Raw genomic sequence first — 26,925 nt, 5'->3', positions numbered from 1 at the left:
AGAACCGTCGTGCTAGAAGAATACCGTAAGCACGTAGCTGAGCGTGCCGCCCTTGGGATTGTGCCCAAACCCTTAGATGCAACCCAAATGGCCGCACTTGTCGAGCTGCTGAAGACCCCGCCTGTGGGCGAAGAAGAATTCCTGTTAGACCTGTTAATCAACCGTGTTCCCCCTGGCGTCGATGAAGCCGCCTATGTAAAAGCGGGCTTTCTCGCTGCCGTCGCGAAAGGCGACACCACCTCCCCGCTGGTTACTCCAGAAAAAGCCATTGAACTGCTGGGCACCATGCAGGGTGGTTACAACATTCATCCGCTGATCGACGCGCTGGACGATGCCAAACTGGCGCCGATTGCCGCCAAAGCGCTGTCCCATACCCTGCTGATGTTCGACAACTTCTACGATGTTGAAGAAAAAGCCAAAGCGGGCAACGAATATGCGAAGCAGGTGATGCAGTCCTGGGCCGATGCCGAATGGTTCCTGAACCGTCCTGCTCTGCCTGAAAAAATCACCGTTACCGTCTTTAAAGTGACCGGTGAAACCAACACTGACGACCTCTCTCCGGCGCCAGATGCCTGGTCTCGCCCGGACATTCCGCTGCACGCGCTGGCGATGCTGAAAAACGCCCGTGAAGGTATTGAGCCGGATCAGCCTGGCGTGGTGGGGCCGATCAAACAGATCGAAGCGTTGCAGCAAAAAGGCTATCCGTTAGCCTACGTGGGCGACGTTGTCGGCACCGGTTCTTCGCGTAAATCCGCTACCAACTCCGTGTTGTGGTTCATGGGCGATGACATCCCGAATGTGCCGAACAAACGCGGCGGCGGTCTGTGTCTTGGCGGCAAAATTGCGCCTATCTTCTTTAACACGATGGAAGATGCGGGCGCGCTGCCCATTGAAGTGGACGTGAATAACCTGAACATGGGCGATGTGATTGACGTTTACCCGTACAAAGGTGAAGTCCGCCATCACGAAACCGGCGAACTGCTGGCGAGCTTTGAACTGAAAACCGACGTGCTGATCGACGAAGTGCGCGCGGGCGGTCGTATTCCGCTGATCATCGGTCGCGGCCTGACCACCAAAGCGCGTGAAGCGCTGGGTCTGCCGCACAGCGATGTGTTCCGTCAGGCGAAAGACGTGGCGGAAAGCGCTCGCGGCTACTCGCTGGCGCAGAAGATGGTGGGCCGCGCCTGCGGCGTTGCCGGTATCCGTCCGGGCGCTTACTGCGAACCGAAAATGACCTCCGTAGGTTCTCAGGATACCACTGGCCCAATGACCCGTGACGAACTGAAAGACCTGGCGTGCCTGGGCTTCTCGTCTGACCTGGTGATGCAGTCTTTCTGCCATACCGCAGCGTATCCGAAACCGGTTGACGTAACTACGCACCACACGCTGCCGGATTTCATCATGAACCGTGGCGGCGTCTCTCTGCGTCCGGGCGATGGCGTAATCCACTCCTGGCTGAACCGTATGCTGCTGCCGGATACCGTTGGTACGGGCGGCGACTCCCATACCCGTTTCCCGATTGGCATCTCCTTCCCGGCGGGTTCTGGCCTGGTGGCATTTGCGGCGGCGACCGGCGTCATGCCGCTGGATATGCCGGAATCAGTGCTGGTGCGCTTCAAAGGCAAAATGCAACCGGGTATCACCCTGCGCGATCTGGTACACGCGATCCCGCTGTACGCGATCAAACAGGGTCTGCTGACCGTTGAGAAGAAAGGTAAGAAAAACATTTTCTCTGGCCGTATTCTGGAAATCGAAGGGCTGCCGGACCTGAAAGTGGAACAGGCGTTTGAGCTGACCGATGCCTCTGCGGAGCGTTCTGCGGCAGGCTGTACCATTAAGCTCAACAAAGAGCCGATCATCGAGTACCTGAACTCCAACATCGTTCTGCTGAAGTGGATGATCGCGGAAGGTTACGGCGATCGCCGCACCCTGGAGCGCCGTATTCAGGGTATGGAAAAATGGCTGGCGGACCCGCAGTTGCTGGAAGCGGACGCGGATGCCGATTATGCGGCGGTGATCGAGATCGATCTGGCTGATATCAAAGAGCCGATCCTCTGCGCGCCGAACGATCCTGACGATGCGCGTCTGCTGTCTGATGTGCAGGGCGAGAAGATTGACGAAGTCTTTATCGGTTCCTGTATGACCAACATCGGTCACTTCCGTGCGGCAGGTAAACTGCTGGATGCGCACAAAGGCCAGCTGCCGACCCGCCTGTGGGTGGCGCCGCCAACCCGTATGGATGCCGCGCAGTTGACCGAAGAGGGCTACTATAGCGTCTTTGGTAAGAGCGGCGCGCGGATTGAAATTCCAGGCTGTTCACTGTGCATGGGGAACCAGGCGCGTGTGGCTGACGGGGCGACGGTTGTTTCTACCTCAACCCGTAACTTCCCGAACCGTCTGGGAACCGGGGCGAACGTCTATCTGGCTTCTGCGGAACTGGCGGCGGTTGCGGCGCTGATCGGCAAACTGCCGACGCCGGAAGAGTACCAGACCTACGTTGCGCAGGTGGATAAAACCGCCGTGGATACCTACCGTTATCTGAACTTCGATCAGCTTTCCCAGTACACCGAGAAAGCCGACGGCGTGATTTTCCAGACCGCGGTGTAACGGCTCCGACCTGTTCTGCGTAAAAACGCATCAATGCCCGGTGAACCTTGCGTCACCGGGCATTTTTATTTCTATTCCTTCCGCCCGTTCCGCTTTTTTTCTTCCGTTGTGCTGCGATAATTACAGCATGGGCGCAATGCGGTAATGGCGCATTGCCGGGAGCAGAGGAACACATTATGGATTACGAATTTCTGCGCGATATTACCGGAGTGGTAAAAGTGCGAATGTCCATGGGCCACGAGGTGGTGGGGCACTGGTTTAACGAAGAAGTGAAAGAGAACCTGGCCTTGCTTGATGAAGTGGAACAAGCGGCGCGTGCGCTAAAGGGCAGTGAGCGTTCCTGGCAACGGGCGGGACATGAATATACGCTCTGGATGGATGGCGAAGAGGTGATGGTTCGCGCTAATCAACTGGAGTTTACCGGCGACGAAATGGAAGAGGGGATGAACTACTACGACGAAGAGAGCTTATCGCTCTGCGGCGTGGAGGACTTTCTTCAGGTTGTTGCGGCTTACCGTCATTTCATTCAACAACGCTAAATACGGTGGAGCCTCCGTGCTCCGCCGTTACGCTTATACCGCAGGGATATTGCGGCCGTAGTAAATCTCGCGCATCTCTTTCCACAGCGCAGCGGTAATCTCTTTGCGCTCGGTTTCCGTCAGATCTTCCGGTTTAGTGTGGAACATGTAGTGCTTAAGATCGAACTCTTTAAGCAGCATCTTGGTATGGAAGATATTTTCCTGATACACGTTCACATCCACCATGTCATACAGCGACTTCATGTCGTCGGACATAAAGTTCTGAATGGAGTTAATCTCATGATCGATAAAGTGTTTCATGCCGTTGACGTCGCGGGTAAACCCACGCACGCGGTAGTCGATGGTGACGATATCGGACTCTAACTGGTGGATCAGGTAATTCAGCGCCTTCAGCGGGGAAATCACGCCGCAGGTCGAAACTTCAATGTCGGCGCGGAAGGTGCACAATCCGCCTTCCGGGTGGCTTTCCGGGTAGGTATGCACGCAGATATGGCTCTTATCCAGATGGGCGACGACGGCCTCGGGCAGCGGGCCGGGATGCTCTGTTTTGTCGATAAGCTGCGGGTCGACCGGCTCTTCGCTTACCAGAATAGTGACGCTGGCGCCCTGGGGCTCATAATCCTGGCGGGCGATATTCAGGATATTCGCGCCGATGATGGAGCACGTCTCTGACAGAATTTCCGTCAGGCGATTGGCGTTATAGAGTTCATCGATATAGGCAATGTAACCATCGCGCTCTTCGGCGGTTTTGGCGTAGCAGATATCGTAAATACAAAAACTCAGACTTTTGGTCAGATTATTAAAGCCATGCAGTTTCAGTTTTTTCAATTTCTTATCTTCTCCTTAGGACGACGGTGTTGCGAGCGCGTCTTGCAAATACTGAGGTAAGGCAAAAGCTGCCGTGTGAACAGACGGATTGTAGTAACGGCATTTCAGGCCGGAGGTATGGAAACGCGCCTGAATAATCTCGGTTGACAGGTGGCGCAGCGCGTCATTGTCCGTCGCCCACGCGAAGGTCATAATGCCGCCGTAGTAGGTCGGAATGGCTGCCTGGTAGAAGCTGACATCGCCAAAGTAATGGCTGAGCTTGCGGTGGCTGTCAATGGCTTCATCCTGTTGCAGGAAGCAGACGCCGTTCTGTGCGACAAAGATCCCGCCAGGATTCAGACAGCGCTTGCAACCTTCATAGAAGGTTGAGGTGAACAGACTCTCGCCGGGGCCGATCGGATCGGTACAGTCGGAGATGATCACATCAAAGGTCTGGCTGGTCTGATTCACGAAGTTAACGCCATCGTCGATCACCAGATTAAAACGCGGATCGTCATAGCTGCCTGCGTTGTGATTCGGCAGATACTGACGGCAGAAAGAGACCACGCCTGCGTCGATCTCCACCATCGTGATGGTTTCGACATTTTTATGCCGTGTCACTTCACGCAGCATTGCGCCGTCGCCGCCGCCGATGATCAGCACATGTTTCGCGTGGCCGTGTGCCAGCAGCGGAACGTGGGTCATCATCTCGTGATAGATAAACTCATCGCGCTCGGTGGTTTGCACCACGCCGTCCAGCGCCATTACGCGGCCAAACGCGGCGTTCTCGAAAATAATCAGATCCTGGTGATCGGTTTTCTCGTGATACAGCACGTTGTCCACGGCAAAGTACTGACCAAACTGGTCGTGTAGCGTTTCATGCCACTTCGTATTTTCGGCCATTGGCTGATACCTCCATTGTTAACACCCGTAAAAAATGGGCGCAACATAATAGCTAACAATGACCGATGATGCACGGTCATTATTTCAGCAATAAGGTATCCGTTGGGTATAACGCGAGTTATTTTACGTAGGCCAGCAAACTCAGGGAATCGCGCGCCAGCGCTTTGCATTTTTTGGCGACGGGAATACCGATGCCGCTCAGATCGCGGTAGCTGTCTTCACCGAGGGATTTCATGTCGAAGGAGTCGTAATTGCTGAGGTCCCACTGGTTTTGCTGGGCAAAAAAGACCAGTGCGCGACGAATCTGACCGTTCGGGAGATTCTGGTAGCCGCAGTCATTTTTCAGAAAGACGAACACCGCCGTTAAATCTGCCATATCTTCGGCTTCGGATTCACTGAGCGCATAGCTGTTTGCGCATACGGCCATCAGGCTGCCGAACAACACTGTTCTGAAAAACGTCTTCATTGCTTCTACCACTGCATCACGGAAATTAAACGTTAGCACACTGCGGGCGAGGCGACGACATTTATTATTGTATCCGACGGGCGTCTGTGACTTGACCTTCCCGTAAGGGGAGGGTCTATGCTCAAAGGTCAGACTGCGTCCCGCCGGTTGAAAATAAGGAAGTGATTATGCAACGTCGTGATTTCTTAAAATATTCTGTGGCGCTTGGGGTCGCATCGGCACTGCCGTTGTGGAGCCGCGCCGCGTTTGCTGCGGAACGTCCCGCGTTACCCATTCCCGATCTTTTAACCGCCGACGCGCGCAATCACATTTCGCTGATTGTCAAAGCCGGACAGTCGACCTTCGCGGGTAAAACGGCAACGACCTGGGGTTACAACGGCACGCTACTCGGGCCGGCGCTAAAACTGCGCAAAGGTCAGCGTATTACCGTGGATATTCATAACCAGCTTGCCGAGGAGACGACGCTGCACTGGCATGGGCTGGAAGTCCCCGGCGAGGTGGACGGCGGCCCGCAGGGGGTGATTGCGGCGGGCGGCAAGCGCTCCGTCACCTTCACGCCTGAACAGCGTGCGGCAACCTGCTGGTTCCACCCTCATCAGCATGGGAAAACCGGTCGTCAGGTGGCGATGGGACTGGCGGGCCTGGTACTGATTGAAGATGAAGACATTGGCAAACTGCTCCTGCCGAAACAGTGGGGGATAGACGATGTGCCGGTGATTATTCAGGACAAACAGTTTTCTCCTGACGGACAAATCAATTATCAGCTGGATATGATGACCGCCGCCGTCGGGTGGTTTGGCGACACGCTGCTGACCAACGGGGCGATTTATCCGCAGCATGCTGCGCCAAAAGGCTGGCTGCGTCTGCGCCTGCTGAATGGCTGCAACGCGCGTTCATTGAACATCGCTACCAGCGACAACCGCCCGCTGTATGTTATCGCCAGCGATGGCGGCCTGCTGGCGGAGCCGGTGAAGGTAAACGCACTGCCCATGTTAATGGGGGAGCGTTTCGAAGTGCTTATCGACATCAGCGACGGCAAAGCGTTTGAGTTGATGACGCTGCCCGTCAGCCAGATGGGGATGACGATCGCGCCGTTTGATAAACCGCACCCGGTTATGCATATCCAGCCGCTGGCGGTCACGGCCTCCGGCACTTTGCCGGATACGCTGACCACGATGCCTGCGTTGCCTTCTCTTGATGGCCTGACGCAGCGAAAACTGCAACTGTCGATGGACCCGATGCTCGACATGATGGGTATGCAGATGCTGATGCAAAAGTATGGCGACCGGGCGATGGCGGGAATGGATCATGGGCAGATGATGGGGCATATGAACCACGGCGGGAAGTTCGATTTCCACAATGCCAATAAGATCAACGGCCAGGCGTTTGATATGACGACACCGATGTTTGCCGCCGCCAAAGGGCAGTATGAGCGCTGGGTTATTTCCGGCGAAGGTGACATGATGCTGCATCCGTTCCATATTCATGGTACGCAGTTCCGCATCCTGTCGGAAAACGGCAGCGCTCCGGCGGCGCATCGCGCAGGCTGGAAGGATACGGTGCGGGTTGAAGGCGGGATCAGCGAGGTGCTGGTGAAGTTTGATCACGAGGCATCGCAAGAACATGCTTACATGGCGCACTGCCATCTGCTGGAGCATGAAGATACAGGCATGATGCTTGGCTTTACGGTATAAACATGCCGGATGGCGCTGACGCTTATCCGGCCTACAGTAAAATGAGCATCCTGTAGGCCGGATAAGGCGAAGCCGCCATCCGGCATAAACGTTACTGCGCGTCGTCAGGCAGAGCGTACGCGACAATATAGTCGCCCATCTTCGTCCCGAACGAACCGTGCCCCCCGGCGGAAATCACGACGTACTGCTTACCGTTGACTTCATACGTCATCGGCGTTGCCTGACCGCCTGCGGGCAGACGGCCTTCCCACAGTTTTTCACCATTGCTCATGTTGTAAGCGCGCAGGTAGTTATCTGCGGTCGCGGCAATAAACAGCACGTTGCCAGCGGTAGAGATTGGGCCGCCCAGCATTGGCATTCCCATATTGAACGGCACCTTAAACGGCATCGGGAACGGCATGCTGTCCTGCGGCGTACCAATACGTTTTTTCCAGACAACTTCGTTGGTTTTCAGATCCAGCGCGGAGATGTAACCCCAGGCAGGCTGTTTACACGGCAGACCAAACGGCGACAGGAACGGGTTCAGCGTCACGCCATACGGCACGCCATACTGCGGCTGAATACCCGATTCTGAACCAGTGCCTTTGGCATCTTCCGGCGGCTCCATCGGATTACCCGGGCCGCGTGGGATCAGTTTAGAGACAAACGGCAGCGCCATCGGGTTGGCAATCGCCACCTGACGGTTCGGATCGACGGAAATGCCGCCCCATTCGAACATACCGAGGTTGCCCGGGAAGACCAACGTGCCTTTTTCTGACGGAGGGGTAAAGATCCCTTCATAACGCATCTGATGGAACATCACGCGGCACACCAACTGATCGAACATGGTGGCGCCCCACATATCTGCACCGGTCAAGTCTTTCGTCGGACGGAAGCTCAAATCAGAGAACGGCTGCGTTTTGGTGACGTAATCCCCTTTGGCCGCGCCCTGCGGCACCGGTTTTTCCGGGGCAGGCACCACAAGCTGACCATTGCGGCGGTCCAGCACGAAAATATTACCGGTTTTTGCCGGAGCGTAGATGACCGGAACGGTTTGCCCTTTCACGGTGATATCCGCCAGCGTTGGCTGAGACGGCATATCCATATCCCACAGATCGTGATGAACGGTCTGATAGCTCCAGGCCAGTTTACCGGTCGTTGCATTGAGCGCCAGGATCGAGCTGGCATAGCGCTCCTGCTCTGGCGTACGGTTGCCGCCCCAGATATCCGGGGTGGTGACGCCCATCGGCAGATAGACCAGATCCAGCTTCGCGTCATACGCGGCTGGCGCCCAGGAGTTTGGCGAGTTTGGCGTGAAGTGGTGCTCATCCGACGGGATCGCGTTCGGGTCTTTCGCACCGGGATCGAATGCCCACAGCAGTTTACCGCTGTTCACGTCAAAGCCGCGAATAACCCCGGACGGCTCGCGGGTAGAGAAGTTATCGGTGACGGCGCCTGCAATGACGATCACCTTGTCGGTCACGACCGGCGGTGATGTGGGTTCATACATGCCCGGCGTAGTGACCGGCATATTGGTTTGCAGGTTCAGAATGCCGTTGTTGGCAAAGGATTCGCACAGCTTGCCGTTGTCTGCGTTGAGGGCGAAAATACGGCCATCGTTCACCGGCAGAATAATGCGGCGCGGGCAGTCTGAAACGACATCCGGCGAGGCGTTATCGGCCGTGGCTTCATGATAGGAGACACCACGGCAGGTGACATGCTGGAAGCTGGGATCGGTATTGAGCTGCGGGTCGAAATGCCACTTCTCTTTCCCGCTCGCCGCGTCCAGCGCAAACAGACGCTGGTGGGCGGTACACAGATACAGCGTATCGCCGACTTTAATCGGGGTCACTTCGTTGGTGATTTCACCCGGATCGTTCGGCTGCTTCAGATCGCCGGTACGGAACACCCACGCTTCTTTCAGGTTGTGGACGTTATCAGCAGTGATCTGCTTCAGCGGGGAGTAGCGCTGCCCTTCCTGATTGCGGCCATAGGCAGGCCAGTCCTGGTCCGCTACCGGAGAGATCGGTTCGGCAGGCACCGCGTCCGCGCTTAGCGTACCGTTGATCTCTTGCGGGTCGTTGAAGCCAGCCCAGGTGAGGATGCCGCCGCTTATCAGCAGGGCAACTACCAGCGCGCTGACAGCGCCGCTGGAAGGGACGCTCAGGCGATGCCAGACAAACGGTAAAATCAGCCAGATGCCGAAGAAGACCAGAATGTCGCTACGCGGGGTCAGCGCCCAGAAGTCGAAGCCGACTTCCCACACGCCCCAGATCATGGTGGCGAGGAGCAGGGCGGCATACAGCCACAGCGCGGAACGCTTGCTGCGCCATAATAGCCCGGCGACGCCAAGCATGACGATGCCCGCAATCGGGTAGTACCAGGAGCCGCCGATGGCGACCAGCCAGCCGCCGCCGATCAGCAGATACAGCCCGCAGAGTGCAGCGAAGAGGGCTGTCAGCGTCACGAGAAGCCGTGGCGCTTTTGCGTTGTTATTTGCCATAAAAAGATACCATCTCAATTTGTTAATTTTTTAGTAGCAATTAATTATAGGATTTAACAAGTGTGATCGTCATCACAAAATGAGCTTTATTAACAGATGCCGCGAATAAATACTTTTGCTGGTATACTGCGTGCCTTGCGCTTCGATGCTGTCTTATCAAGAGCAGGCATGAAGTGATTTGTTTTTAAATCATATGGTTAGAGATATGAAACATACTGTAGAAGTAATGATCCCCGAAGCGGAGATCAAAGCGCGCATTGCCGAACTGGGTCGTCAGATTACTGAACGTTATAAAGACAGCGGCAGTGACATGGTGCTGGTAGGTCTGCTGCGTGGCTCATTTATGTTTATGGCGGATCTGTGCCGCGAGGTACAGGTGTCTCATGAAGTCGATTTTATGACCGCCTCCAGCTACGGTAGCGGCATGTCCACCACTCGCGATGTGAAAATTCTCAAGGACCTGGATGAAGATATCCGTGGCAAGGATGTGCTGATTGTCGAAGATATTATCGATTCCGGGAATACGCTGTCGAAAGTGCGGGAAATCCTGAGCCTGCGTGAGCCAAAGTCTCTGGCGATTTGTACGCTGCTGGATAAGCCGTCTCGCCGTGAGGTTGACGTCCCGGTTGAGTTTATCGGTTTCTCGATCCCGGATGAGTTCGTTGTGGGTTACGGCATCGACTATGCTCAGCGTTATCGCCATCTGCCGTATGTTGGTAAAGTGGTGCTGCTGGACGAGTAAGAACGTTGTGCCGGATGGCGCTACAGGTGCTATGTCCGTAGAAATGTAGGCCGGGTAAGGCATAGCCGCCACCCGGCAATACACGTTTACTTGTGGTTAATATGCTTTTTGCTGAGGTTTGAAACCCCCCGACGATAGCGCTGTTCCAGCGTTTCACGGTTGGTCGCCGTGACTTCCAGATCGCGCAGCAGGCCGTCGTGAATACCGTAGGCCCAGCCGTGAATCGTCACTTTCTGACCGCGCTTCCACGCGGACTGCATGATGGTTGAGTGGCCCAGGTTATATACCTGTTCCATCACGTTCAGCTCGCACAGGGTATCGATTCGACGCTCCTGCGGCATTTCTCCGAGTAATGAGCTATGTTTGAACCAGATATCGCGAATGTGCAGCAACCAGTTGTTAATTAACCCCAGTTCCGGGTTTTCAACAGCCGCCTGGACGCCGCCACAACCGTAGTGACCACAAATAATAATGTGTTCAACTTCCAATACATCGACGGCATACTGCACCACGGAGAGGCAGTTGAGATCGGTGTGAATGACCAGGTTGGCAACATTGCGGTGAACAAATAATTCGCCCGGCTCAAGGCCGGTTAAACGTTCTGCGGGAACGCGGCTGTCGGAACATCCAATCCATAGAAAGCGCGGTTTCTGCGCTTGCGCCAGTTTCTCAAAAAATCCGGGATCCTCTTCCACCAGCATTTTTGACCATAGTGCATTGTTGCTGATGAGTGTATCTATGTCTTTCATGGAGGTTAACGACCTGTAACCAAATAAGTGCGTTGGGCTAATATAGGGCAACTCCGGGATTATTTAAACCATATACTCGTCATTCTTCACGTTGCAGGTGCGTTGGCTTCCTCGCTCACCCCAGTCACTTACTGGTGTAAGCTTCCGGGGATTCACTGCGTTGCCGCCTTCCTGCAACTCGAATTATTTAGAGTGTAAATAAAGTGTAAGAACGTAAGGTAAGTAAAAATTCATGACCATTGCACTGGAACTTCAGCAACTTAAAAAAACGTATCCGGGCGGCGTTCAGGCGCTCCGTGGGATCGATTTGCAGGTTGAAGCGGGTGATTTTTATGCGCTTCTGGGGCCAAACGGGGCGGGGAAATCAACCACCATTGGCATTATCAGCTCGCTGGTTAACAAAACCTCCGGGCGCGTCTGCGTCTTTGGTTACGACCTTGAAAAAGATGTGGTCAACGCCAAACGCCAGCTTGGCCTGGTGCCGCAGGAATTTAACTTCAACCCGTTTGAAACCGTCCAGCAGATCGTCGTCAATCAGGCGGGGTACTACGGCGTTGAGCGTAAAGAAGCCGTTGCGCGCAGCGAAAAGTACCTGAAACAACTCGATCTGTGGGAAAAACGTAACGAACGCGCGCGTATGCTCTCCGGCGGGATGAAGCGTCGTTTGATGATCGCCCGGGCGCTGATGCATGAGCCGAAACTGTTGATTCTGGATGAACCCACCGCAGGGGTGGATATTGAACTTCGCCGCTCAATGTGGGGCTTTTTGAAGGATTTAAACGACAAAGGCACCACGATTATCCTGACGACGCACTATCTTGAAGAAGCGGAAATGCTGTGTCGCAACATCGGTATCATTCAGCACGGCGCGCTGGTGGAAAACACCTCGATGAAAAATCTGCTCTCTAAGCTGAAATCCGAGACGTTTATTCTCGATCTGGCGGCGAAAAGCCCGCTGCCGAGGCTGGAAGGCTATCAGTACCGTCTGGTGGATACCTCGACGCTGGAGGTCGAAGTATTGCGGGAACAGGGCATCAATAGCGTCTTTTCGCAACTGAGCAGCCAGGGCGTTCAGGTTCTCAGTATGCGTAACAAGGCAAACCGCCTGGAAGAACTGTTTGTCTCTCTGGTGCATGATAAAAAAGGAGATCGCGGATGATGCAGCTGTATTGGGTCGCGCTGAAAAGCATCTGGGCGAAAGAGATTAACCGCTTTATGCGTATCTGGGTGCAGACGCTGGTGCCGCCGGTCATCACCATGACGCTCTATTTTATTATCTTCGGTAATCTGATTGGCTCACGCATTGGTGAGATGCACGGTTTTAGCTATATGCAGTTTATCGTGCCGGGCTTAATCATGATGGCGGTGATCACCAACGCGTATGCCAATGTGGCCTCATCCTTCTTTAGCGCCAAATTCCAGCGCAACATTGAAGAACTGCTGGTGGCGCCTGTCCCGACGCACGTCATTATCGTCGGATATATTGGCGGCGGCGTGGCGCGCGGGCTGTGCGTAGGGGTTCTGGTTACGGTGATTTCGCTGTTCTTTGTGCCGTTCCAGGTACACTCCTGGGTGTTCGTGGCGTTAACGCTGGTGCTGACGGCGGTGCTGTTTTCGCTGGCAGGGCTGCTGAATTCGGTCTTTGCGAAAACCTTTGATGATATCAGCCTGATCCCGACGTTCGTGCTGACGCCGCTCACTTACCTGGGCGGGGTGTTTTATTCCCTGACGCTGCTACCGCCGTTCTGGCAAGGATTGTCGCATCTGAACCCGATTGTCTACATGATCAGCGGCTTCCGCTATGGTTTCCTGGGCATTCACGACGTACCGCTGGTCACTACGTTCGGCGTGCTGGCCGTGTTTATCCTGGCGTTTTACCTGCTGTGCTGGTACTTAATTCAGCGCGGACGCGGCTTGCGCACGTAATGTTTTTCCTCTCCACCGCCGGGGGGAGAGGCAGACTTTGACGTTTATCACCCTTACTCATTTATCACACTGATAAACTACTTGCTTGCTAAGGAGGTAGGCTATGTTGGGTTGGGTGATTACCTGTCATGACGATCGCGCGCAGGAGCTACAGGATCGTCTGGAAGAAAAACATGGCCCGCTGGCGCAGTGCCGGGCGGTGAACTTCTGGCGCGGCCTGAGTACCAATATGCTCAGCCGTATGATGTGTGAAGCATTACACCAGGCGGATTCCGGCGATGGGGTGATCTTTTTAACGGACACATCCGGCGCCGCGCCTTATCGTGTGGCGTCGCTGATGAGCCATAAACATTCCGGCTGCGAAGTGATTGCCGGTGTGACGTATTCATTGCTTGAAGAAATGCTTGCCGCGCGGGAATCCATGAGCAGCGCGGCGTTCCGTGACACCATTGTTTCTCTCGGCGCGCCCGATGTCACCAGTCTCTGGCATCAACAGCAAAAAAATCCGCCTTTTGTGCTGAAGCATGATTTGTACGCGTACTGACGGTCAATTCGTGGAGGCGATGATGCGGCTGACAGGCAGTCAGCCGCAGGGAACGTTATTCGTAGCTGAGGGTGAAAGTACCGACGGTTTCAAAAGTGCCGGCTTTAATTGTACCGATTTTGATTAACTGCCCGGTGAAATCCAGACCAATAGATTCATGATACCACTCACGATTTCCGCTGTAGGTGATACCGACACGCTCCGAACCGTCTACCTTCATTGTTTGTGTGTTGTTATTGATAATGGAACGAATTTTTACGCCCACGCCCTCGGCGCTCCCTGAAGAGTTGGTGAGAATCGTATTGTCTGCGCCATGATTGCCGGTCAGGGTGACGGTAACGGTCGTCAATGAGCAGCGGAATAAGTTAAACGTAAACGGCTTTTCTACCGACTCGCCCGTTTTTTCGAAATCGGAACGGTAAAAGTCGCCAAAATCCACGTCCCGATCGTATTCGTCATTATTTATCCCCATCCCCTGGCAGGTCGGCTCCATGACGGAAAACGCCATCGATGCTCCACTCATCATAAGGTCGAGATCGTTTTGCCCAGCATCTCCTATGTGCAGAGTACCGATTTTCCCTGGCAGCGCGTTCCCGTCCGTCTGACCATTTCGGGGGTGGTAGTCTGGCGTCTGATACATCGTGACGAAGATATCCCAGTTGCGTGTTGCGCTCGGCCCCGTCCAGGGGGCATCGCCATGGCTTGGGAAGGTTGACGTTCCTCCGGGCAGCGGCAGGTTTAAATCCAGATCGTTAGTGTTGTTGCCGTTGTGGCAGTTCCCGATACACCTCACGGAATAGGTGTAAACAATGCCGGGAATCGAGGTTTTGAGCAGCCCGGTAGGGCCATCTGACCCCTGAGTGGTATATTGATCCCACAAATTGGCGTCGGTAGGGCCGGTCAACGTTACGGCATTGCTCCCATTACCTCCGCATGTGATGGGCGCCGCTCCCTGGAATAAAGGGAAATCACCCTCCATAGACTGAGGGTTCATAATGATGAGCGGCGTATCGATGCCTCCGATGGGGCCGATGAGCGTTCTGGCAGTCCAGAAAGCAGGTATACTGGCCTGCTGTGTCGTAAAATGACATGCGGTGTCTGCTAACGCTTGCCTGGCGAAAATGGAGAGCACGCAAAATAATAGCGGCAGTAAATAGCGTAATTTCATCATAAATCCCTTTACTGATAGGTTACATTGACCACCACATTGCTGGTCACCAGTCCGTTGCCGACATCGCCCGTGTTCTGGTAGCGGGCGTAAAACACATAATCTGCTGGAAAGAGCGGTGCCGCTTGCTCGCTAAGGTCATACGCTACGTCGGAACTGCCATCGCTATTCAATACGTTCGTGTGGTGTGTGGCGGAAAAAACAACCACACCGACATTTCTGGCCTGATCGCTGACCGCGTTATTGATAAATACCTGGCTGTTGTCGGGGTTTATACCGAATTGCGGTTCAAATCGAAAATGAAGCTGCTGGCTTCCTTCGCTTCCTGCTGGCGGCACGTCGCAGTTGACAACCTGAATGGTAAACGTTGTACCGCCAGCGTCCGTTTCCGGCCGCAGGCGATCGCTGTTGTCCGTATTGTAAAACCAACTGCGCGTGACGGTTGGCAACTCGACATTACCGCCATTTTCCAGGCTTACTTGGCAGGTATTGGCCAGAATCTTCGCCTTAAAATTGACGTCCATTCCGCTGTCGTCAGCCTGACTGACGACAGGCCACAGTCCTGCCAGGCCCACCAGCAGGGCGAAAGTAAATCGCATAAAAAATAGTGTCTGTCGCATAGTTGCCCGCTGGCTACATTACTGGTAGGTGACTAAAAAGGTGATAAGCGACGTCGCTTCACCTGTTGTGATATCAGCGGCTGTTTTACCATTCGCAACGACCCAGCGAGCCACCAGAGGATAGGTGTAGCTTTGGTTCATATTCTTCGAACCAAACGAATGCGTCAGTACATTCGAAGGGTTGCCCGTCTGGCAGGCTAACTGGGTGCCTGAGTCTGCGGCGGTTTCCCAGATCTCAACGGCGGTATTCGTGGCGCCTGTTGTCGCGTAGGAGTCGCCGGAACAGGTATTGCCCGCCCCTGGCTGAGCCGCCACGGTTGTGGTTAACACGCCCGCGCATTCGGTCAGTGCGATATTAAAGGATTCGGTACGCGTACCGACTTCGTTCTTATACAGATCGCCGAAGTCAATCGTGCTGGTCGGGCCATCAGCATCCGTCACTTGGGTGTTACAGGTGCCGGGGAGGATCTCAGTGGTAAAGATAGCCTGCAACTGATTGGTGCCTGTCACCGGGGCGGCGTGGGTCAGGCCGCTGAATAATCCACCAGCTACCGCCAGCGCGAGAAAAAGAGAATTAGATTTCATTATGATGCTCCGTTATATCGCAGGAATTATTCATAGCTAAAGTTAAAGGTTGCTGTTGCCTGGAAGGCGCCAACCGCCGGGGTTGTACCGGAGATCCTTGTCGTCACCAGACGCGCCACAAGGTCGACCTGTTTGCTGTCTATTTCAGCAGGACTCCATTTAATCACCTCGGCATCGTTATCTGAGGTCTCCGTTTCGTTGGCAAAAATAGCAAAATAGCTGGTTGGCGCACTGACACGAGAGAATTTCAGGCCAACCCCGGTGGGGCCTGTCTCACCTGTACCGGGGAGGAGGATGGTTTTCGGCGTACCGCTGTCGTAACCGGAGGTCGTGCCGCTGATGGAGGCTTTAATTCCGGTTACGGATTCCGGGCAGTTTTTAATTTTCAGGGCGAATTGCGCCATCGTTGGCCCTGACGCTGCCTCGCTGGTCTGGTATTTTATGATATCGCCCAGCGACACTTTGCCGTCGGCGCCGATGATGATGGTGGAGCTACTGTCCGAGTCATTAATCGTCATATCACAGGTTGTGTCCCGGATATTGGCTCGGAAGGTAATGTCGATGCTGTCGCCGTTGTCTGCATGAACGGATGAACACACCGCCAGCGCTAACATAGCGACAGGTAAACTGCGGAGATATTTATTACTTTTTAAAGTCATTAAGGGAACTCCCTGTAGAAAAATAACTTATTGCATATGACAGAGTTGATTGTTCAGGATTGTGGTTAATCCTGCCTTTTGTGCGCTGTCGGTAATGTGATAATTCACCGTACAGGCGCTACCTGCTTCTTTACCCCAGACAACTCGCAGGGTGCCCTGATCTTCTACGCCGCGCACATAAGCCTGCCCGGCCTGACCGACGGCGCCGACCAGCTCGCCTTTATCGGTCAGGACGTCTGCGCCGAGTGGAATAAAGCCTTTATCGTTGCGTAGAAGTTCAAGGATGAGAGAACGACCTTCGTCGGTTTCGAAGTTGACCAGCACCACGGCGCCATCACGCGGGACGATGGTTTCACTGGTGTTTTTGACCTCGACATCGGCGTCCAGAGAACTGATATTCAGCCCAACGCGGTTCTCACGGTAAGCCGAGGCATACGGCATAATCGCGTATCCTGAACGACCTATTTCACCTTTGCCGTAACCGAGCTGCGCGCCTTTTGCGCCGCTGGCATGAACCAGAATGATGGGGCCGGTGTCACTTAACGTTCCTGGCGCCATCGTCAGGCCGCCAGTGTGAACCACCATGCCGCCGCTATAGTTGGCGGAATATTGTTTGCTGCTGTCATCGCTAAAAGAGGTAGAGACTGACAGGGGGCCATACGGACTGCTCCACGAGCCGTAACCGCTGATCTGATTCAAATCGCCATAATCACCGGTATTGCTTGCCGTACTGATGGAGTAGTTAATCTTACCGTCTTCAGTATTACCGCTGGCGGTGTTGTTAAAGTTGGCGCTGCCTTCCATATCCGTACGCGCGCTCATATTGACGTTGTTAAAACCGGCAATATTTTTACGTTCACTGGAGAACGTGCTTAACGGAATGCTGACGTTGAGATAAACGCTGTCATCTTTTTCGCCATCTTCATCATAGGTACGCTGGAGCGAGATGCTGTAGCTGCCATAGCGGAAGTCATTGCTGTAACCTGCGCTGTAGTTTGAGGTGGAACCACTCTCATTCCAGTAGTCTTCCCAGGTGCCGGTGACATAGAGCGAGCCGTAGTTTTCACCATTGAACGCCAGCGGTTGACTGACGCTAATCTGAAACTGGTTTTTCATACGCTGATAGTCAGAATAGAGTTCGTCGCTGGACTCATATGACTGATTCTTATAGCTGCCGTATTTCACGTCGTCGTGCAGCGCGGCGGCGTCCCGTAAGCTGAGGTAGTCCTCCGTCGAGAAACGGTATGCCGCCACATTGAATGAGGTGTCGGTGGTTTCGATGACCTTGCTGTACGTCAGGCGATAGCTTTGGCCGGTCAGCGTCCCCAGTTCGTCAATTTGTGCATGTGACTGCGTGACGTCTAACGCGAAGGCGCCGATCGCGGTGTTCATCGCCACGCCAAGCAAACCGGCGTAAAAATCCATGTCGCTGTACTGCACGCCCGCGTAGCCGGTAAAGGTGTTGTTGAGACCGTAATACCAGGTGGCGTAACCAATGTTCGGTCTGTCATGCAGCGAATCGTCGTTCAGTTCGCCCGCGCCAAACTCCCAGCGTGAGGTTCCCGGACGCATCATCTGCGTAACCGAGGAAAAAGGAACCGTGAAGGTTCTCTTGCTGCCGTCAGACTCTTCTACAGTCACCTGTAGATCGTTACCGTAGCCGGTGGTGCTGAGATCGCTCAGTTCAAACGGGCCTGGTGGTACGGTGGTTTCATAAATTTTGCTGCCGCTTTGCATGACGGTGACTTTGGCGTTGCTGTTGGCGACGCCACGAATGACCGGTGAGTAGTTGGTACGGCCTTCCGGGCGCATGCGATCGTCGCTGTACAGGCGCATCCCGCGCAGGCTGACGGAGTCGAAGGTATCGCCGTTGGTGTAGGTTTCGCCCGCCACAACCTGCGCGGTTAACGCCGGAATATCGCGCTGGAGGTAAATGTCCTGGCTGGAGTAATCCGAACCGTTGTCTTTATCCCAGTTGTAGGTGCCACGGGAGCGCAGCCGCCATGCGCCCAAATTCAGCCCATATTGCAGACCGGCGTAAGCCGTGTCGGAATTATTGCCATCGCTTTCGCTATGCCAGGCGTTGAGGTTGTACGACAGCAACGCCGCCGGAATACCTGCATCCCATAATGATGGATCGACATATCCCGCCGGGCGCTTGAGAACGTAAAGCTGCGGCATCGTCAATTCCAGGGTAAGTTTTGAGGTATCGAAATTCACCGACGAGTGGGGATAATATTTTTTGATATCAATACAGGTTGTATCATCGTCGGAAATAGTATTCCCCAGCACGCTGCTATCAACGCCCGCTTGTTTCAGCAACAATGCGGTAATACACGGCGTGGCGCGTGGCGTTCCGTTATCTTTAAATTCGATGTTTTGCGTCGATTTATTTTCACCGTTCAGGCTTATTTTCGCCCGGTAGGTTCCCGGTAATATTGGATTACCCTGAGCATAACGGCTTACATCGACTGCACTCCCCATATTCAGCAGGAATTGATCGTTAAACTCTACCATTTCCTCTGAGTCGGGAGCAGAGGACTGTGCAGGCGTATTTCCCGTCGCATGAACAGAGAACGGCAATGCCGCACTAATGGCGAGACATAATAGAGATCGTCGAAAAATCATAACAAGTCCAGTCGATTAAAGCGGGTTGCCGTTATATAAGAAGAAAAAATATATTTTTAATTTATTAATTAACGTTGGCGGTGAGTTTTTCCGTTCCGCCAAAATCATTGATAGCGATATACACCACTTCTCCGCTGGCGTTATTCGTTAATCCTTTAACCGTCATGGTTTCGCTGGAGAATGGCTTAATCGACTTACTGTCAATTTCATACTCTTTGGCGCCGACCTTAAACGTTGCGCTGGAGAGTGAAACGTTATAGGGCGAGTCGTTACGGCCAACTAAAGACAGGGTGTTGCCCTGGCGCGTTTGCGACCATTTAACCTGCTTCATCGCCTCACCCGGGGTGCCTTTTAAGCCGTCCGGGCGGAAAAATAGCTTAATACGGGTACGGAAAGCGAGTTGTAGTTGGTTCTGGCTTTCGCCGTCTTTCGCCGTTGCTTTTTTGGGAATTTCCAGCACGTTAAACCAGAATAAGGATTCCCGATCCTGCGGCAGCGGCTGCTGTAAATATGTCACACGCACAGACTGGCCTTTCCCTGGATCGATGCGTGAAATGGGCGGGGTAATGACAAAAGGCAGTTTTAATTCCTGCGGGTTAACGTTCGGGCTCCCGTCATCCAGCCAGATCTGAAGTAACAGCGGGTTTTTGCCTCGGTTATCCAGGTTCACAATCACATCTTTCATGGATTGTTGATATACGATGCGTGTGCCGGAGATAACCACGTCGGCGCATGCCTGAAAAGAGGCGATGCCGATCATGGCGGCGGTGAGGGTTTTTAATCCGGTTTTTAACGTCAGGCTGAACATAATGCTACCCACTCCCTGTTGGATGTAACGAAAACATCCTCTGGCTTAAGCCAGAGGATGAAGAACAACAGTCCTGTTGCTTATTGGTAGTTCATGGTGAAGGCAACCTGTGCCTGCACGGAACCGCTGGTTACGCCAGTAGCCGGACCCATATAAGCGACGGTGTAGTTCAGTTCGCCTTTGCCATCAGTCAGCGTGGTTGACTGAGTGTTGTTAGGATGATCGATTTTGATCAGATCGGTCTTCGTGTTGCCATCGTTGTGCAGAACCAGGCTTACGTTGGTTGCTGAACCTTGCAGGCCAGTTGGTGGAACCAGTGCGCCTTCGTTGTTTGCGGAAGAACCGCCCCAGGAATCAAACTGCGCATCAGCAGACTGCAACTCAGTATCCGCACAGGAAATAGACAGCGCGAACTTAGCCTGGCCCAGGGTGCTGTTAACGTCGGCAGCAGTACCTGGGGTGAAGTCTTCTACTGACACGGTCGGCAGAGTGACGTTGAAGTCTTTAGTTGTCTGGGAGCTCAGTGGATCATCTTTCAGCGTGATGTTACAGGTATTCGGGGTGACCAGGCCGTGGAAGGTGATGGTGCCACGATCCGCGTCTGCTGCGAATGCTGAACTGGAAATAGTTGCCAGAACTGCCGCAGCTAATGCGTATTTTTTCAATGCCATTTTGATAAACATCCGTATTAGATAATAAGTGTACTTTACGTTTTTAGAAAAAGTACTTCGTCTGTTAAGCGTAAAGGCCGGCCGGGGAATTACATTAACTTTGCGGAGTATAGGAAAATATTTATTGATAATTGTAATTATCTTTACTTAAATGGTGTTTAAGTAAACTTAACTGATGGTTATTTCGTTGAAAGGTAAGTGTTTTTATTTTTGGTTATTCACCTGATGAATTTGTGAGGAAAAGAATTTAATGATATAAATAAATATAACGATGGATTGTTGAACGTTTGTTTAAATTTTCTGATAACGCCTCAACTAATATTATTAGTTGTCCTGATAAGAAAGGCCGGAATTATTTAAAATAAAAGGAGCTGAAGTTTTTCGGCTCCTTTTATTAATATAATAATATATTTGGGAAATATCAGGCAACCTGTACCGGGATCGCTTTCGCGGTGCGCTTCATTTCATTATCGCCTTCAAAATAGGCGACGTTGGGCTGCCAGCGACGCGCTTCTTCGTCTGACATGGTAACGAAACTTGCGATGATCACGATATCGCCCACCGCAGCGCAGTGCGCCGCTGCGCCGTTCACGGAGATGATTCTGGAACCACGCTCGGCGGCAATCGCATAGGTTGAGAAGCGCTTGCCGTTAGTCACGTTCCAGATATCAATGGCTTCGTTTTCAAGAATACCGGCTGCGTCCAGAAAATCCTGATCAATGGCGCAGGAACCTTCGTAGTGCAGGTCCGCCTGAGTCACTTTCACGCGGTGGAGTTTGCCCTGCAGCATAGTGCGAATCATAACTTCTACCTTTAAATCTTAGCGATAACGAAGCAGGCGTCGCCTGCTTTGAGGAAATTCTCAGGCAGTATTGCCTGATTTTTAACCCCTGTCTACTGGGTTAATGTAACGGACTGATTGTCGATCAGGCGAGCCTGACCCAGCCATGCCGCCATCAGGATCACCGCGCGTTTGCTGCTATCGGTGAGTTCCAGCAGCGTGTCCGCGTCGCGAATCTGAATGTCATCAGCGCGGAAGCCTTTTTCATTCAGCTCCTGCTCGGCGACGGCGATCATCTCTTCCAGATCGCGATTACCCGCCAGCAATTTCTCGGCGACGCTGTTCATCACCTTATTTAAGCCGGGAGCAATTTTGCGCTGTTCGGCGGTCAGGTAACCGTTACGCGAACTCAGCGCTAAACCATCTTTGGCGCGAATAATCGGTACGCCGACGATCTCGATGTCGTAGCCCATATCGGCCACCATCTTGCGGATTAAAGCCAGTTGCTGGAAGTCCTTTTCGCCAAAGCAGGCGATGTCCGGCTGGACGAGATTGAAGAGTTTGCTGACGATGGTGGAAACACCACGGAAATGGCCCGGACGGCTGGCGCCTTCCAGCATGGTGGACAGCCCGGGAACATCAACGTAAGTCTGGCCGTCGGTGCCTTGCGGGTAAATTTCCGCTGGCGCCGGCGCGAACACGAAATCCACTTTGCGTTTGTTCAGCTTTTCGCAATCTTCCTGCAACGTTCGTGGGTAGCGTACCAGATCGTCCGGGCGGTCAAACTGCATTGGGTTCACGAAAATACTGACCACCACGACGTCAGCGCGCGCTTTCGCTTCCTCAACCAGTTTCATATGACCATCGTGCAGGTTGCCCATCGTTGGCACCAGCGCAATGCGTTTACCGTCCTGGCGCAGGCGGCGAATATGCTGTCGCAGCAGCGGCAGGGTTTCAATAATTAGCACAACAAGACTCCTTAAGTTGCCTGATGGACCGTGGTTTGTAGGCCTGATAAGCGTAGCGCCATCAGGCATTTTGCCGGATGGCGACGCAGGGCGTTTTATCCGGCCTACAAGCACCCCATTAATGGAAGCTGTGTTCTTCGCCCGGATAGACGCTGGACTCAACCTCGGCAATATACTGCCGCACGGCGGCGCGCATGTCGCCTGCTTCCGCCAGGAAATTTTTAGCAAATTTCGGAATGTGGCCGCCGGTAATGCCGAAGGCGTCGTGCATCACCAGGATCTGACCGTCGGTTACGTTGCCTGCGCCAATGCCGATGACCGGAATGGAGAGCGCTTCGGTGACGCGTTTAGCAAGCTCAACCGGTACGCATTCCAGCACCAGCAACTGCGCGCCTGCCGCTTCCAGCGCCAGCGCATCATCCAGCAGTACCTGCCCCGCATCGCCGCGCCCCTGGATCTTATAGCCGCCAAAGATGTTGACGGATTGCGGCGTCAGTCCCAGATGGCCGCACACCGGCACCGCGCGTTCGGTGAGCATTTTTACCGTATCGACCAGCCAGGCGCCGCCTTCGATTTTGACCATATTCGCCCCCGCGCGCATCACCACGGCGGCGTTTTCAAACGCCTGCTCCGGGGTGGCATAGGCCATAAACGGCAGGTCGGAGAGCAGGAGACAGTTAGGCGCGCCACGGCGCACCGCACGCGTGTGGTAAGCGATATCTTCTACGGTAACAGGCAGGGTGGAATCGTGTCCCTGAACCGTCATGCCCAGCGAGTCGCCTACCAGCATCACGTTGATACCCTCGTCAGCGAAGAGTCTGGCAAAGCTGTAATCGTAGGCGGTGATAGTCGCGAAGCGCTTTTTCTCTTGCTTACATTTTTGCAGCAAGGCGATAGTCGTCGGTTTCATAACGTTTCCTGATGGTGGAGGTCATATTAACCGGCATTTTAACAGCAGCATTGATGGGGGCAATGGATTTAAGCAATCGATTAACCCGAAAGCAGTAAACGCTAAAGAGGGGCGGGCAATTTACCAGTGGGCAGGTTTTTCTGCTGCGAGGCGCGTGAGGTAATGATGCAGCGTGACGCCGTCCGGGAACACCAGGTCGGGGGCGATTTCAAAGAGCGGCCACAGCATAAAACCGCGATTTTTCATGTCGTAGTGCGGTATCGTCAGGCGGGGCGTGTTTATTACGTCATCACCAAACAGCATGATGTCGAGATCGAGCGTGCGCGGCCCCCAGCGTTCGGCTTTGCGAACGCGGCCCTGTTGTAACTCGATACGCTGCGTGTGGTTGAGCAGTTCTTCCGGCGCCAGTTGGGTTTCCAGCGCAACGGCGGCGTTCAGGTAGTCCGGCTGATCCTGCGGGCCTAGCGGGGGAGTGCGGTAAAACGAGGAAACGGCAACAATGCGGCTGTCCGGGATGTCGCCGACAGCCTTCACGGCAGCATTAACCTGCTCCAGCGGAGAGGCTAAGTTGCTGCCGAGCGCGATATAGGCAACCGTCACGCGGTTCCCTCGCGGCGTGGCGCGCGTTTGCGCGGACGACGATGGCGGCGGCGCGGCGCGGGGTCTTCATCCAGTTCATTCAGCATGCCTTTCTGATCGGGCGGCGCTGAAACCTGGAACTCGCCCCACCACTGCGCCAGACGTTGCAGTTCAGCGTTGTTTTCCACCTCGGCGCGCAACGCCAGCAGATCGTATGCAGCGCGGAATTTCGGGTGCTCCAGCAGCTTCCAGGCGCGTTTGCCCTGGCGGCGGGACATCCGCAACTGGAGTTGCCAGATATCACGGGTTAACGTTGTGAGGCGTTTCGGGATCGCCAGCGAACGGCACGCTTCGTCCAGCACCTCGTTCATGGCCAGCGCAAAGGCGTCGTAATAGGCCAGGCCGCTCTCCTGAGCGATTTTCTGCGCCATTTCCAGCAACGGATACCAGAACATGGCGGCAAACAAGAACGCCGGGTTAACGCGCATGTCGTTATGGATGCGGTTATCGGTATTTTTCAGCACCTGCGCAATGATGCGCTCCATCGCGCTGTCGCCGTTTTCGGTGAAATAACGCGTAATGGTGGGGAACAGGGGCTGGAACAGGCTGTATTCACGCAGCTTTTTGTAGGTTTCGAAACCATATCCCGCTTGCAGAAGCTTCAGGGACTCTTCAAACAGACGCGCGGGCGGAATATCGTTGAGTAAGGTCGCCAGGCGCGGAATCGGCTCTGCGGTTTCCGGGCTGATGCGCATATCGAGTTTTGCGGCGAAACGGACTGCACGCAGCATTCGCACCGGATCTTCGCGGTAACGCGTTTCAGGGTTGCCGATCAGGCGAATCACGCCGTCTTTCAGATCCTGCATACCGCCGACGTAATCGCGCACGGTGAAATCCGCCACGCTGTAATAGAGGCTGTTAATGGTGAAGTCGCGACGCTGGGCGTCTTCTTCAATGGAGCCGAAAATGTTATCGCGCAACAGCATGCCGTTTTGCCCGCGCTGGGAGGTGGCGCGGTCGCTGTCGTTGCCTTCATGGTGACCACGAAATGTCGCCACTTCGATAATCTCCGGGCCGAACATGACGTGCGCCAGACGGAAACGGCGCCCCACCAGACGACAGTTACGGAACAACTTCCGCACCTGATCCGGCGTTGCATTGGTGGTGACATCGAAATCTTTCGGTTTTTTGCCGAGCAGAAGATCGCGCACGCCGCCGCCAACCAGCCAGGCCTCATATCCCGCTTTATTGAGCCTGTACATTACTTTCAGAGCATTTTCACTGATATCTTTGCGGGAAATAGCGTGCTGCTCACGCGGGATTACCGTCATATGTGGACGGGCGACGGCCAGCTCAGCCTCGCTCTCCTCGCGGTTTAGCACCTTGCGGCAAAAATTAGCGACTCGGGTAAAAATAGTGCACCTCGGTAGTGTCAAACATCAATCAGGACAAGTTACTGCGTAAAAATAGCGGCTAATCATAGCTCAGCAAGACGCATTTGAGAATGCTGGATTTACACTTGCCGATTCCGGCACCGTCGTAAGCGTCCAGTTATCCACCGCATACTGCAATAATTCGTCGGTATGCATATCCTGCCATTGCGCCGTGGCGTTCTGGCCCAGAAAGCGCAGCGCGGCAATGAGTACGGGGCGTGGATCGCCCTCCGGCAAGGCTGGGGCATGATTCTGTTTGGAAAGTTTAGCGCCTTGTTCGTTGAGCGCCAACGGCAGATGAATATAGTCCGGCGCGCGCCAGCCGAACTGCTGGTACAACGAAATTTGCCGTACCGTGGGTTCGATTAAATCCGCGCCGCGCACGATTTCCGTGACGCCCTGAAAATGATCGTCCACGACCACCGCCAGGTTATAGGCGAACAGACCATCGCGGCGATGAATAATAAAATCCTCGCGCGCCAGCAGCGGGTCGGCCTGGATATCGCCGCGCAGCACGTCATGAAATTGCATCACCGGGCTGAACTGTTTAATCCGCACGGCGGCATTTTCCGGCCCATGCTGCAAGGTTCGGCAATGGCCGTCGTAAACGCCGCCGATGCGTTGAATGCGCGCGCGCGGGCAGGTGCAGTAGTAGCTTAAATTCTGCTGGCGCAGCCAGGCGAGCGCGTCGCGGTAGGCGTCATGGCGTTGGGACTGCCACAATATGTCGCCATCCCAGTGCAGGCCGTAATGTTCCAGCTGACGCAGAATTGTCTCTGCGGCACCGGGAACTTCACGAGGGGGATCGATATCTTCAATGCGTACTCGCCAGATCCCATGCTGAGAGCGGGCTCGCAGGTAACTACCGAGGGCGGCGATCAGTGAACCAAAGTGCAGCTCGCCAGAGGGGGACGGGGCGAAGCGGCCAATATAGTGTGCGTTGGTCATACCGGTGGACAATATAAAAGAATAAGGCGGGAGATAACCCCGCCCGGATTTTGCCGGATGGCGGCGCAAACCCTTCATCCGGCCTATGAATTGTTGCCAGGCAGGATAAGCGTAGCGCCATCCGGCGTTCTACGGTCTGACGGGATTAGCCCGCCATTTGTTTTTCGCGGATCTCAGCCAGCGTTTTGCAGTCGATGCACAGATCGGCTGTTGGACGCGCTTCCAGACGGCGAATACCAATTTCGACACCGCAGGATTCGCAGTAGCCAAAATCTTCGTCTTCCACTTTCTTCAGCGTTTTCTCGATCTTTTTGATCAGTTTGCGCTCACGGTCGCGGTTACGCAGCTCAAGGCTAAATTCTTCTTCCTGCGCGGCACGGTCAACCGGATCAGGGAAGTTAGCCGCTTCGTCCTGCATATGAGTCACAGTGCGATCGACTTCATCCCTGAGTTGATTACGCCATGCTTCAAGAATACGCTTGAAGTGCGACAGCTGGGCTTCGTTCATATACTCTTCGCCCGGTTTCTCCTGGTACGGCTCCACCCCAGCGATGGCGAGAATACTCAGGGACGATGTTTTACGGTTTTGCCCTTCTTGCATGTTGCTTCTCCTTAACACGCACTATCGATCCCCATTGTCGGGGGAAAAATCAGGTCGCTATAAATAGCAGATGCTTTTCAGGATAGCAATTATCTAAACGTAACACT

At 54.1% G+C, this 26,925-nt stretch carries 26 protein-coding genes; 7 read left to right on the top strand and 19 right to left on the bottom strand.

What is annotated here, in order from left to right; all coding sequences use genetic code 11:
• The first annotated feature begins 9 nt into the window (after nt 1–9).
• Both acnB and yacL read left to right on the top strand, forming a co-directional pair.
• The gene (acnB, locus tag OGW17_RS00980; protein WP_081353152.1) at nt 10–2,607 is read left to right on the top strand and encodes a bifunctional aconitate hydratase 2/2-methylisocitrate dehydratase; all 2,598 of its coding nucleotides are present in this window, start codon (nt 10–12) and stop codon (nt 2,605–2,607) included.
• A 176-nt stretch (nt 2,608–2,783) separates the two neighbouring features.
• Entirely contained in the window at nt 2,784–3,146 is a 363-nt protein-coding gene (gene yacL / locus OGW17_RS00975; protein ID WP_012134038.1) for a protein YacL, read from the top strand.
• A gap of 33 nt (nt 3,147–3,179) precedes the next feature.
• Here the strand turns inward: yacL and speD are convergent, their stop codons facing one another.
• The 3 genes from speD to OGW17_RS00960 form a co-directional block, all read right to left on the bottom strand.
• Nucleotides 3,180–3,974: an adenosylmethionine decarboxylase gene (speD, locus tag OGW17_RS00970; protein ID WP_012134037.1), complete on the bottom strand. Its 795-nt coding sequence runs from the start codon at nt 3,972–3,974 to the stop codon at nt 3,180–3,182.
• 15 nt (nt 3,975–3,989) lie between these two features.
• Nucleotides 3,990–4,856, bottom strand: a complete 867-nt coding sequence (gene speE / locus OGW17_RS00965) for a polyamine aminopropyltransferase (RefSeq protein ID WP_012134036.1) — start codon at nt 4,854–4,856, stop codon at nt 3,990–3,992.
• A gap of 118 nt (nt 4,857–4,974) precedes the next feature.
• On the bottom strand, nt 4,975–5,322 hold the full coding sequence (locus tag OGW17_RS00960; protein ID WP_012134034.1) for a YacC family pilotin-like protein: 348 nt from the start codon (nt 5,320–5,322) through the stop codon (nt 4,975–4,977).
• 167 nt (nt 5,323–5,489) lie between these two features.
• On the opposite strand from OGW17_RS00960, the gene cueO reads away from it, so the two are divergent.
• Nucleotides 5,490–7,016 carry a multicopper oxidase CueO gene (gene cueO / locus OGW17_RS00955; protein ID WP_071257585.1) on the top strand — a complete coding sequence of 509 codons (1,527 nt, stop codon included), beginning with the start codon at nt 5,490–5,492 and terminating at the stop codon, nt 7,014–7,016.
• 91 nt (nt 7,017–7,107) lie between these two features.
• On the opposite strand, the gene OGW17_RS00950 is transcribed toward cueO, so the two are convergent.
• Entirely contained in the window at nt 7,108–9,498 is a 2,391-nt protein-coding gene (locus tag OGW17_RS00950; protein ID WP_071257587.1) for a glucose/quinate/shikimate family membrane-bound PQQ-dependent dehydrogenase, read from the bottom strand.
• A 205-nt stretch (nt 9,499–9,703) separates the two neighbouring features.
• Between OGW17_RS00950 and hpt the strand changes: the two genes are divergently transcribed.
• Entirely contained in the window at nt 9,704–10,240 is a 537-nt protein-coding gene (gene hpt / locus OGW17_RS00945; RefSeq protein ID WP_024130701.1) for a hypoxanthine phosphoribosyltransferase, read from the top strand.
• An 86-nt stretch (nt 10,241–10,326) separates the two neighbouring features.
• Here hpt and can read toward each other — a convergent pair whose 3' ends face one another.
• Entirely contained in the window at nt 10,327–10,989 is a 663-nt protein-coding gene (gene can / locus OGW17_RS00940; protein ID WP_012134030.1) for a carbonate dehydratase, read from the bottom strand.
• A 232-nt stretch (nt 10,990–11,221) separates the two neighbouring features.
• Between can and OGW17_RS00935 the strand changes: the two genes are divergently transcribed.
• The 3 genes from OGW17_RS00935 (at nt 11,222) to OGW17_RS00925 (ending at nt 13,459) form a co-directional block, all read left to right on the top strand.
• On the top strand, nt 11,222–12,148 hold the full coding sequence (locus tag OGW17_RS00935; protein ID WP_012134029.1) for an ABC transporter ATP-binding protein: 927 nt from the start codon (nt 11,222–11,224) through the stop codon (nt 12,146–12,148).
• The gene (locus tag OGW17_RS00930; protein ID WP_012134028.1) at nt 12,145–12,915 is read left to right on the top strand and encodes an ABC transporter permease; all 771 of its coding nucleotides are present in this window, start codon (nt 12,145–12,147) and stop codon (nt 12,913–12,915) included. Before OGW17_RS00935 ends, OGW17_RS00930 begins: the two co-directional genes overlap by 4 nt.
• A 103-nt stretch (nt 12,916–13,018) precedes the next feature.
• Complete coding sequence (locus OGW17_RS00925) at nt 13,019–13,459, top strand: PTS sugar transporter subunit IIA (protein ID WP_012134027.1); 441 nt, start codon at nt 13,019–13,021, stop codon at nt 13,457–13,459.
• A 55-nt stretch (nt 13,460–13,514) separates the two neighbouring features.
• Here OGW17_RS00925 and OGW17_RS00920 read toward each other — a convergent pair whose 3' ends face one another.
• The 14 genes from OGW17_RS00920 to dksA all read right to left on the bottom strand — a co-directional run bounded on the left by OGW17_RS00920 (nt 13,515) and on the right by dksA (nt 26,818).
• Nucleotides 13,515–14,630, bottom strand: coding sequence for a fimbrial protein (locus OGW17_RS00920; protein ID WP_080750331.1), 1,116 nt, complete (start codon nt 14,628–14,630; stop codon nt 13,515–13,517).
• Between the two features lie 8 nt (nt 14,631–14,638).
• Nucleotides 14,639–15,247 (bottom strand): fimbrial-like protein, encoded by a 609-nt coding sequence (locus tag OGW17_RS00915; RefSeq protein ID WP_071257589.1) that lies wholly within the window; start codon nt 15,245–15,247, stop codon nt 14,639–14,641.
• 18 nt (nt 15,248–15,265) lie between these two features.
• Complete coding sequence (locus tag OGW17_RS00910; protein ID WP_012134024.1) at nt 15,266–15,832, bottom strand: fimbrial protein; 567 nt, start codon at nt 15,830–15,832, stop codon at nt 15,266–15,268.
• Nucleotides 15,833–15,858: 26 nt separating this feature from the next.
• Entirely contained in the window at nt 15,859–16,491 is a 633-nt protein-coding gene (locus OGW17_RS00905; protein WP_071257592.1) for a fimbrial protein, read from the bottom strand.
• Nucleotides 16,492–16,518: 27 nt separating this feature from the next.
• Nucleotides 16,519–19,119 carry an outer membrane usher protein gene (locus OGW17_RS00900; protein ID WP_047458871.1) on the bottom strand — a complete coding sequence of 867 codons (2,601 nt, stop codon included), beginning with the start codon at nt 19,117–19,119 and terminating at the stop codon, nt 16,519–16,521.
• 64 nt (nt 19,120–19,183) lie between these two features.
• Nucleotides 19,184–19,927, bottom strand: coding sequence for a fimbrial chaperone (locus tag OGW17_RS00895; RefSeq protein ID WP_049009322.1), 744 nt, complete (start codon nt 19,925–19,927; stop codon nt 19,184–19,186).
• Nucleotides 19,928–20,007: 80 nt separating this feature from the next.
• Nucleotides 20,008–20,598, bottom strand: coding sequence for a fimbrial protein (locus OGW17_RS00890; protein ID WP_024130696.1), 591 nt, complete (start codon nt 20,596–20,598; stop codon nt 20,008–20,010).
• Between the two features lie 421 nt (nt 20,599–21,019).
• Nucleotides 21,020–21,400 (bottom strand): aspartate 1-decarboxylase, encoded by a 381-nt coding sequence (gene panD / locus OGW17_RS00885; RefSeq protein ID WP_012134019.1) that lies wholly within the window; start codon nt 21,398–21,400, stop codon nt 21,020–21,022.
• Between the two features lie 92 nt (nt 21,401–21,492).
• Nucleotides 21,493–22,347: a pantoate--beta-alanine ligase gene (gene panC / locus OGW17_RS00880; protein ID WP_024130695.1), complete on the bottom strand. Its 855-nt coding sequence runs from the start codon at nt 22,345–22,347 to the stop codon at nt 21,493–21,495.
• A 118-nt stretch (nt 22,348–22,465) separates the two neighbouring features.
• On the bottom strand, nt 22,466–23,257 hold the full coding sequence (gene panB, locus OGW17_RS00875; protein WP_012134017.1) for a 3-methyl-2-oxobutanoate hydroxymethyltransferase: 792 nt from the start codon (nt 23,255–23,257) through the stop codon (nt 22,466–22,468).
• 120 nt (nt 23,258–23,377) lie between these two features.
• Nucleotides 23,378–23,857 (bottom strand): 2-amino-4-hydroxy-6-hydroxymethyldihydropteridine diphosphokinase, encoded by a 480-nt coding sequence (gene folK, locus OGW17_RS00870; RefSeq protein WP_071257593.1) that lies wholly within the window; start codon nt 23,855–23,857, stop codon nt 23,378–23,380.
• Entirely contained in the window at nt 23,854–25,251 is a 1,398-nt protein-coding gene (gene pcnB / locus OGW17_RS00865; RefSeq protein WP_204267647.1) for a polynucleotide adenylyltransferase PcnB, read from the bottom strand. Before pcnB ends, folK begins: the two co-directional genes overlap by 4 nt.
• Nucleotides 25,252–25,320: 69 nt before the next feature.
• Nucleotides 25,321–26,217 (bottom strand): tRNA glutamyl-Q(34) synthetase GluQRS, encoded by an 897-nt coding sequence (gene gluQRS / locus OGW17_RS00860; protein ID WP_012134014.1) that lies wholly within the window; start codon nt 26,215–26,217, stop codon nt 25,321–25,323.
• Nucleotides 26,218–26,362: 145 nt separating this feature from the next.
• Nucleotides 26,363–26,818, bottom strand: coding sequence for an RNA polymerase-binding protein DksA (gene dksA, locus OGW17_RS00855; RefSeq protein ID WP_001155232.1), 456 nt, complete (start codon nt 26,816–26,818; stop codon nt 26,363–26,365).
• Nucleotides 26,819–26,925: the final 107 nt, after the last annotated feature.

The sequence above is a fragment of the Citrobacter sp. CK181 genome, assembly GCF_030333595.1.
Classification (GTDB): domain Bacteria; phylum Pseudomonadota; class Gammaproteobacteria; order Enterobacterales; family Enterobacteriaceae; genus Citrobacter_B; species Citrobacter_B koseri.
Note: the sequence above shows the minus strand (reverse complement) of the source record. Positions and strands in the feature narration are given on the sequence as shown.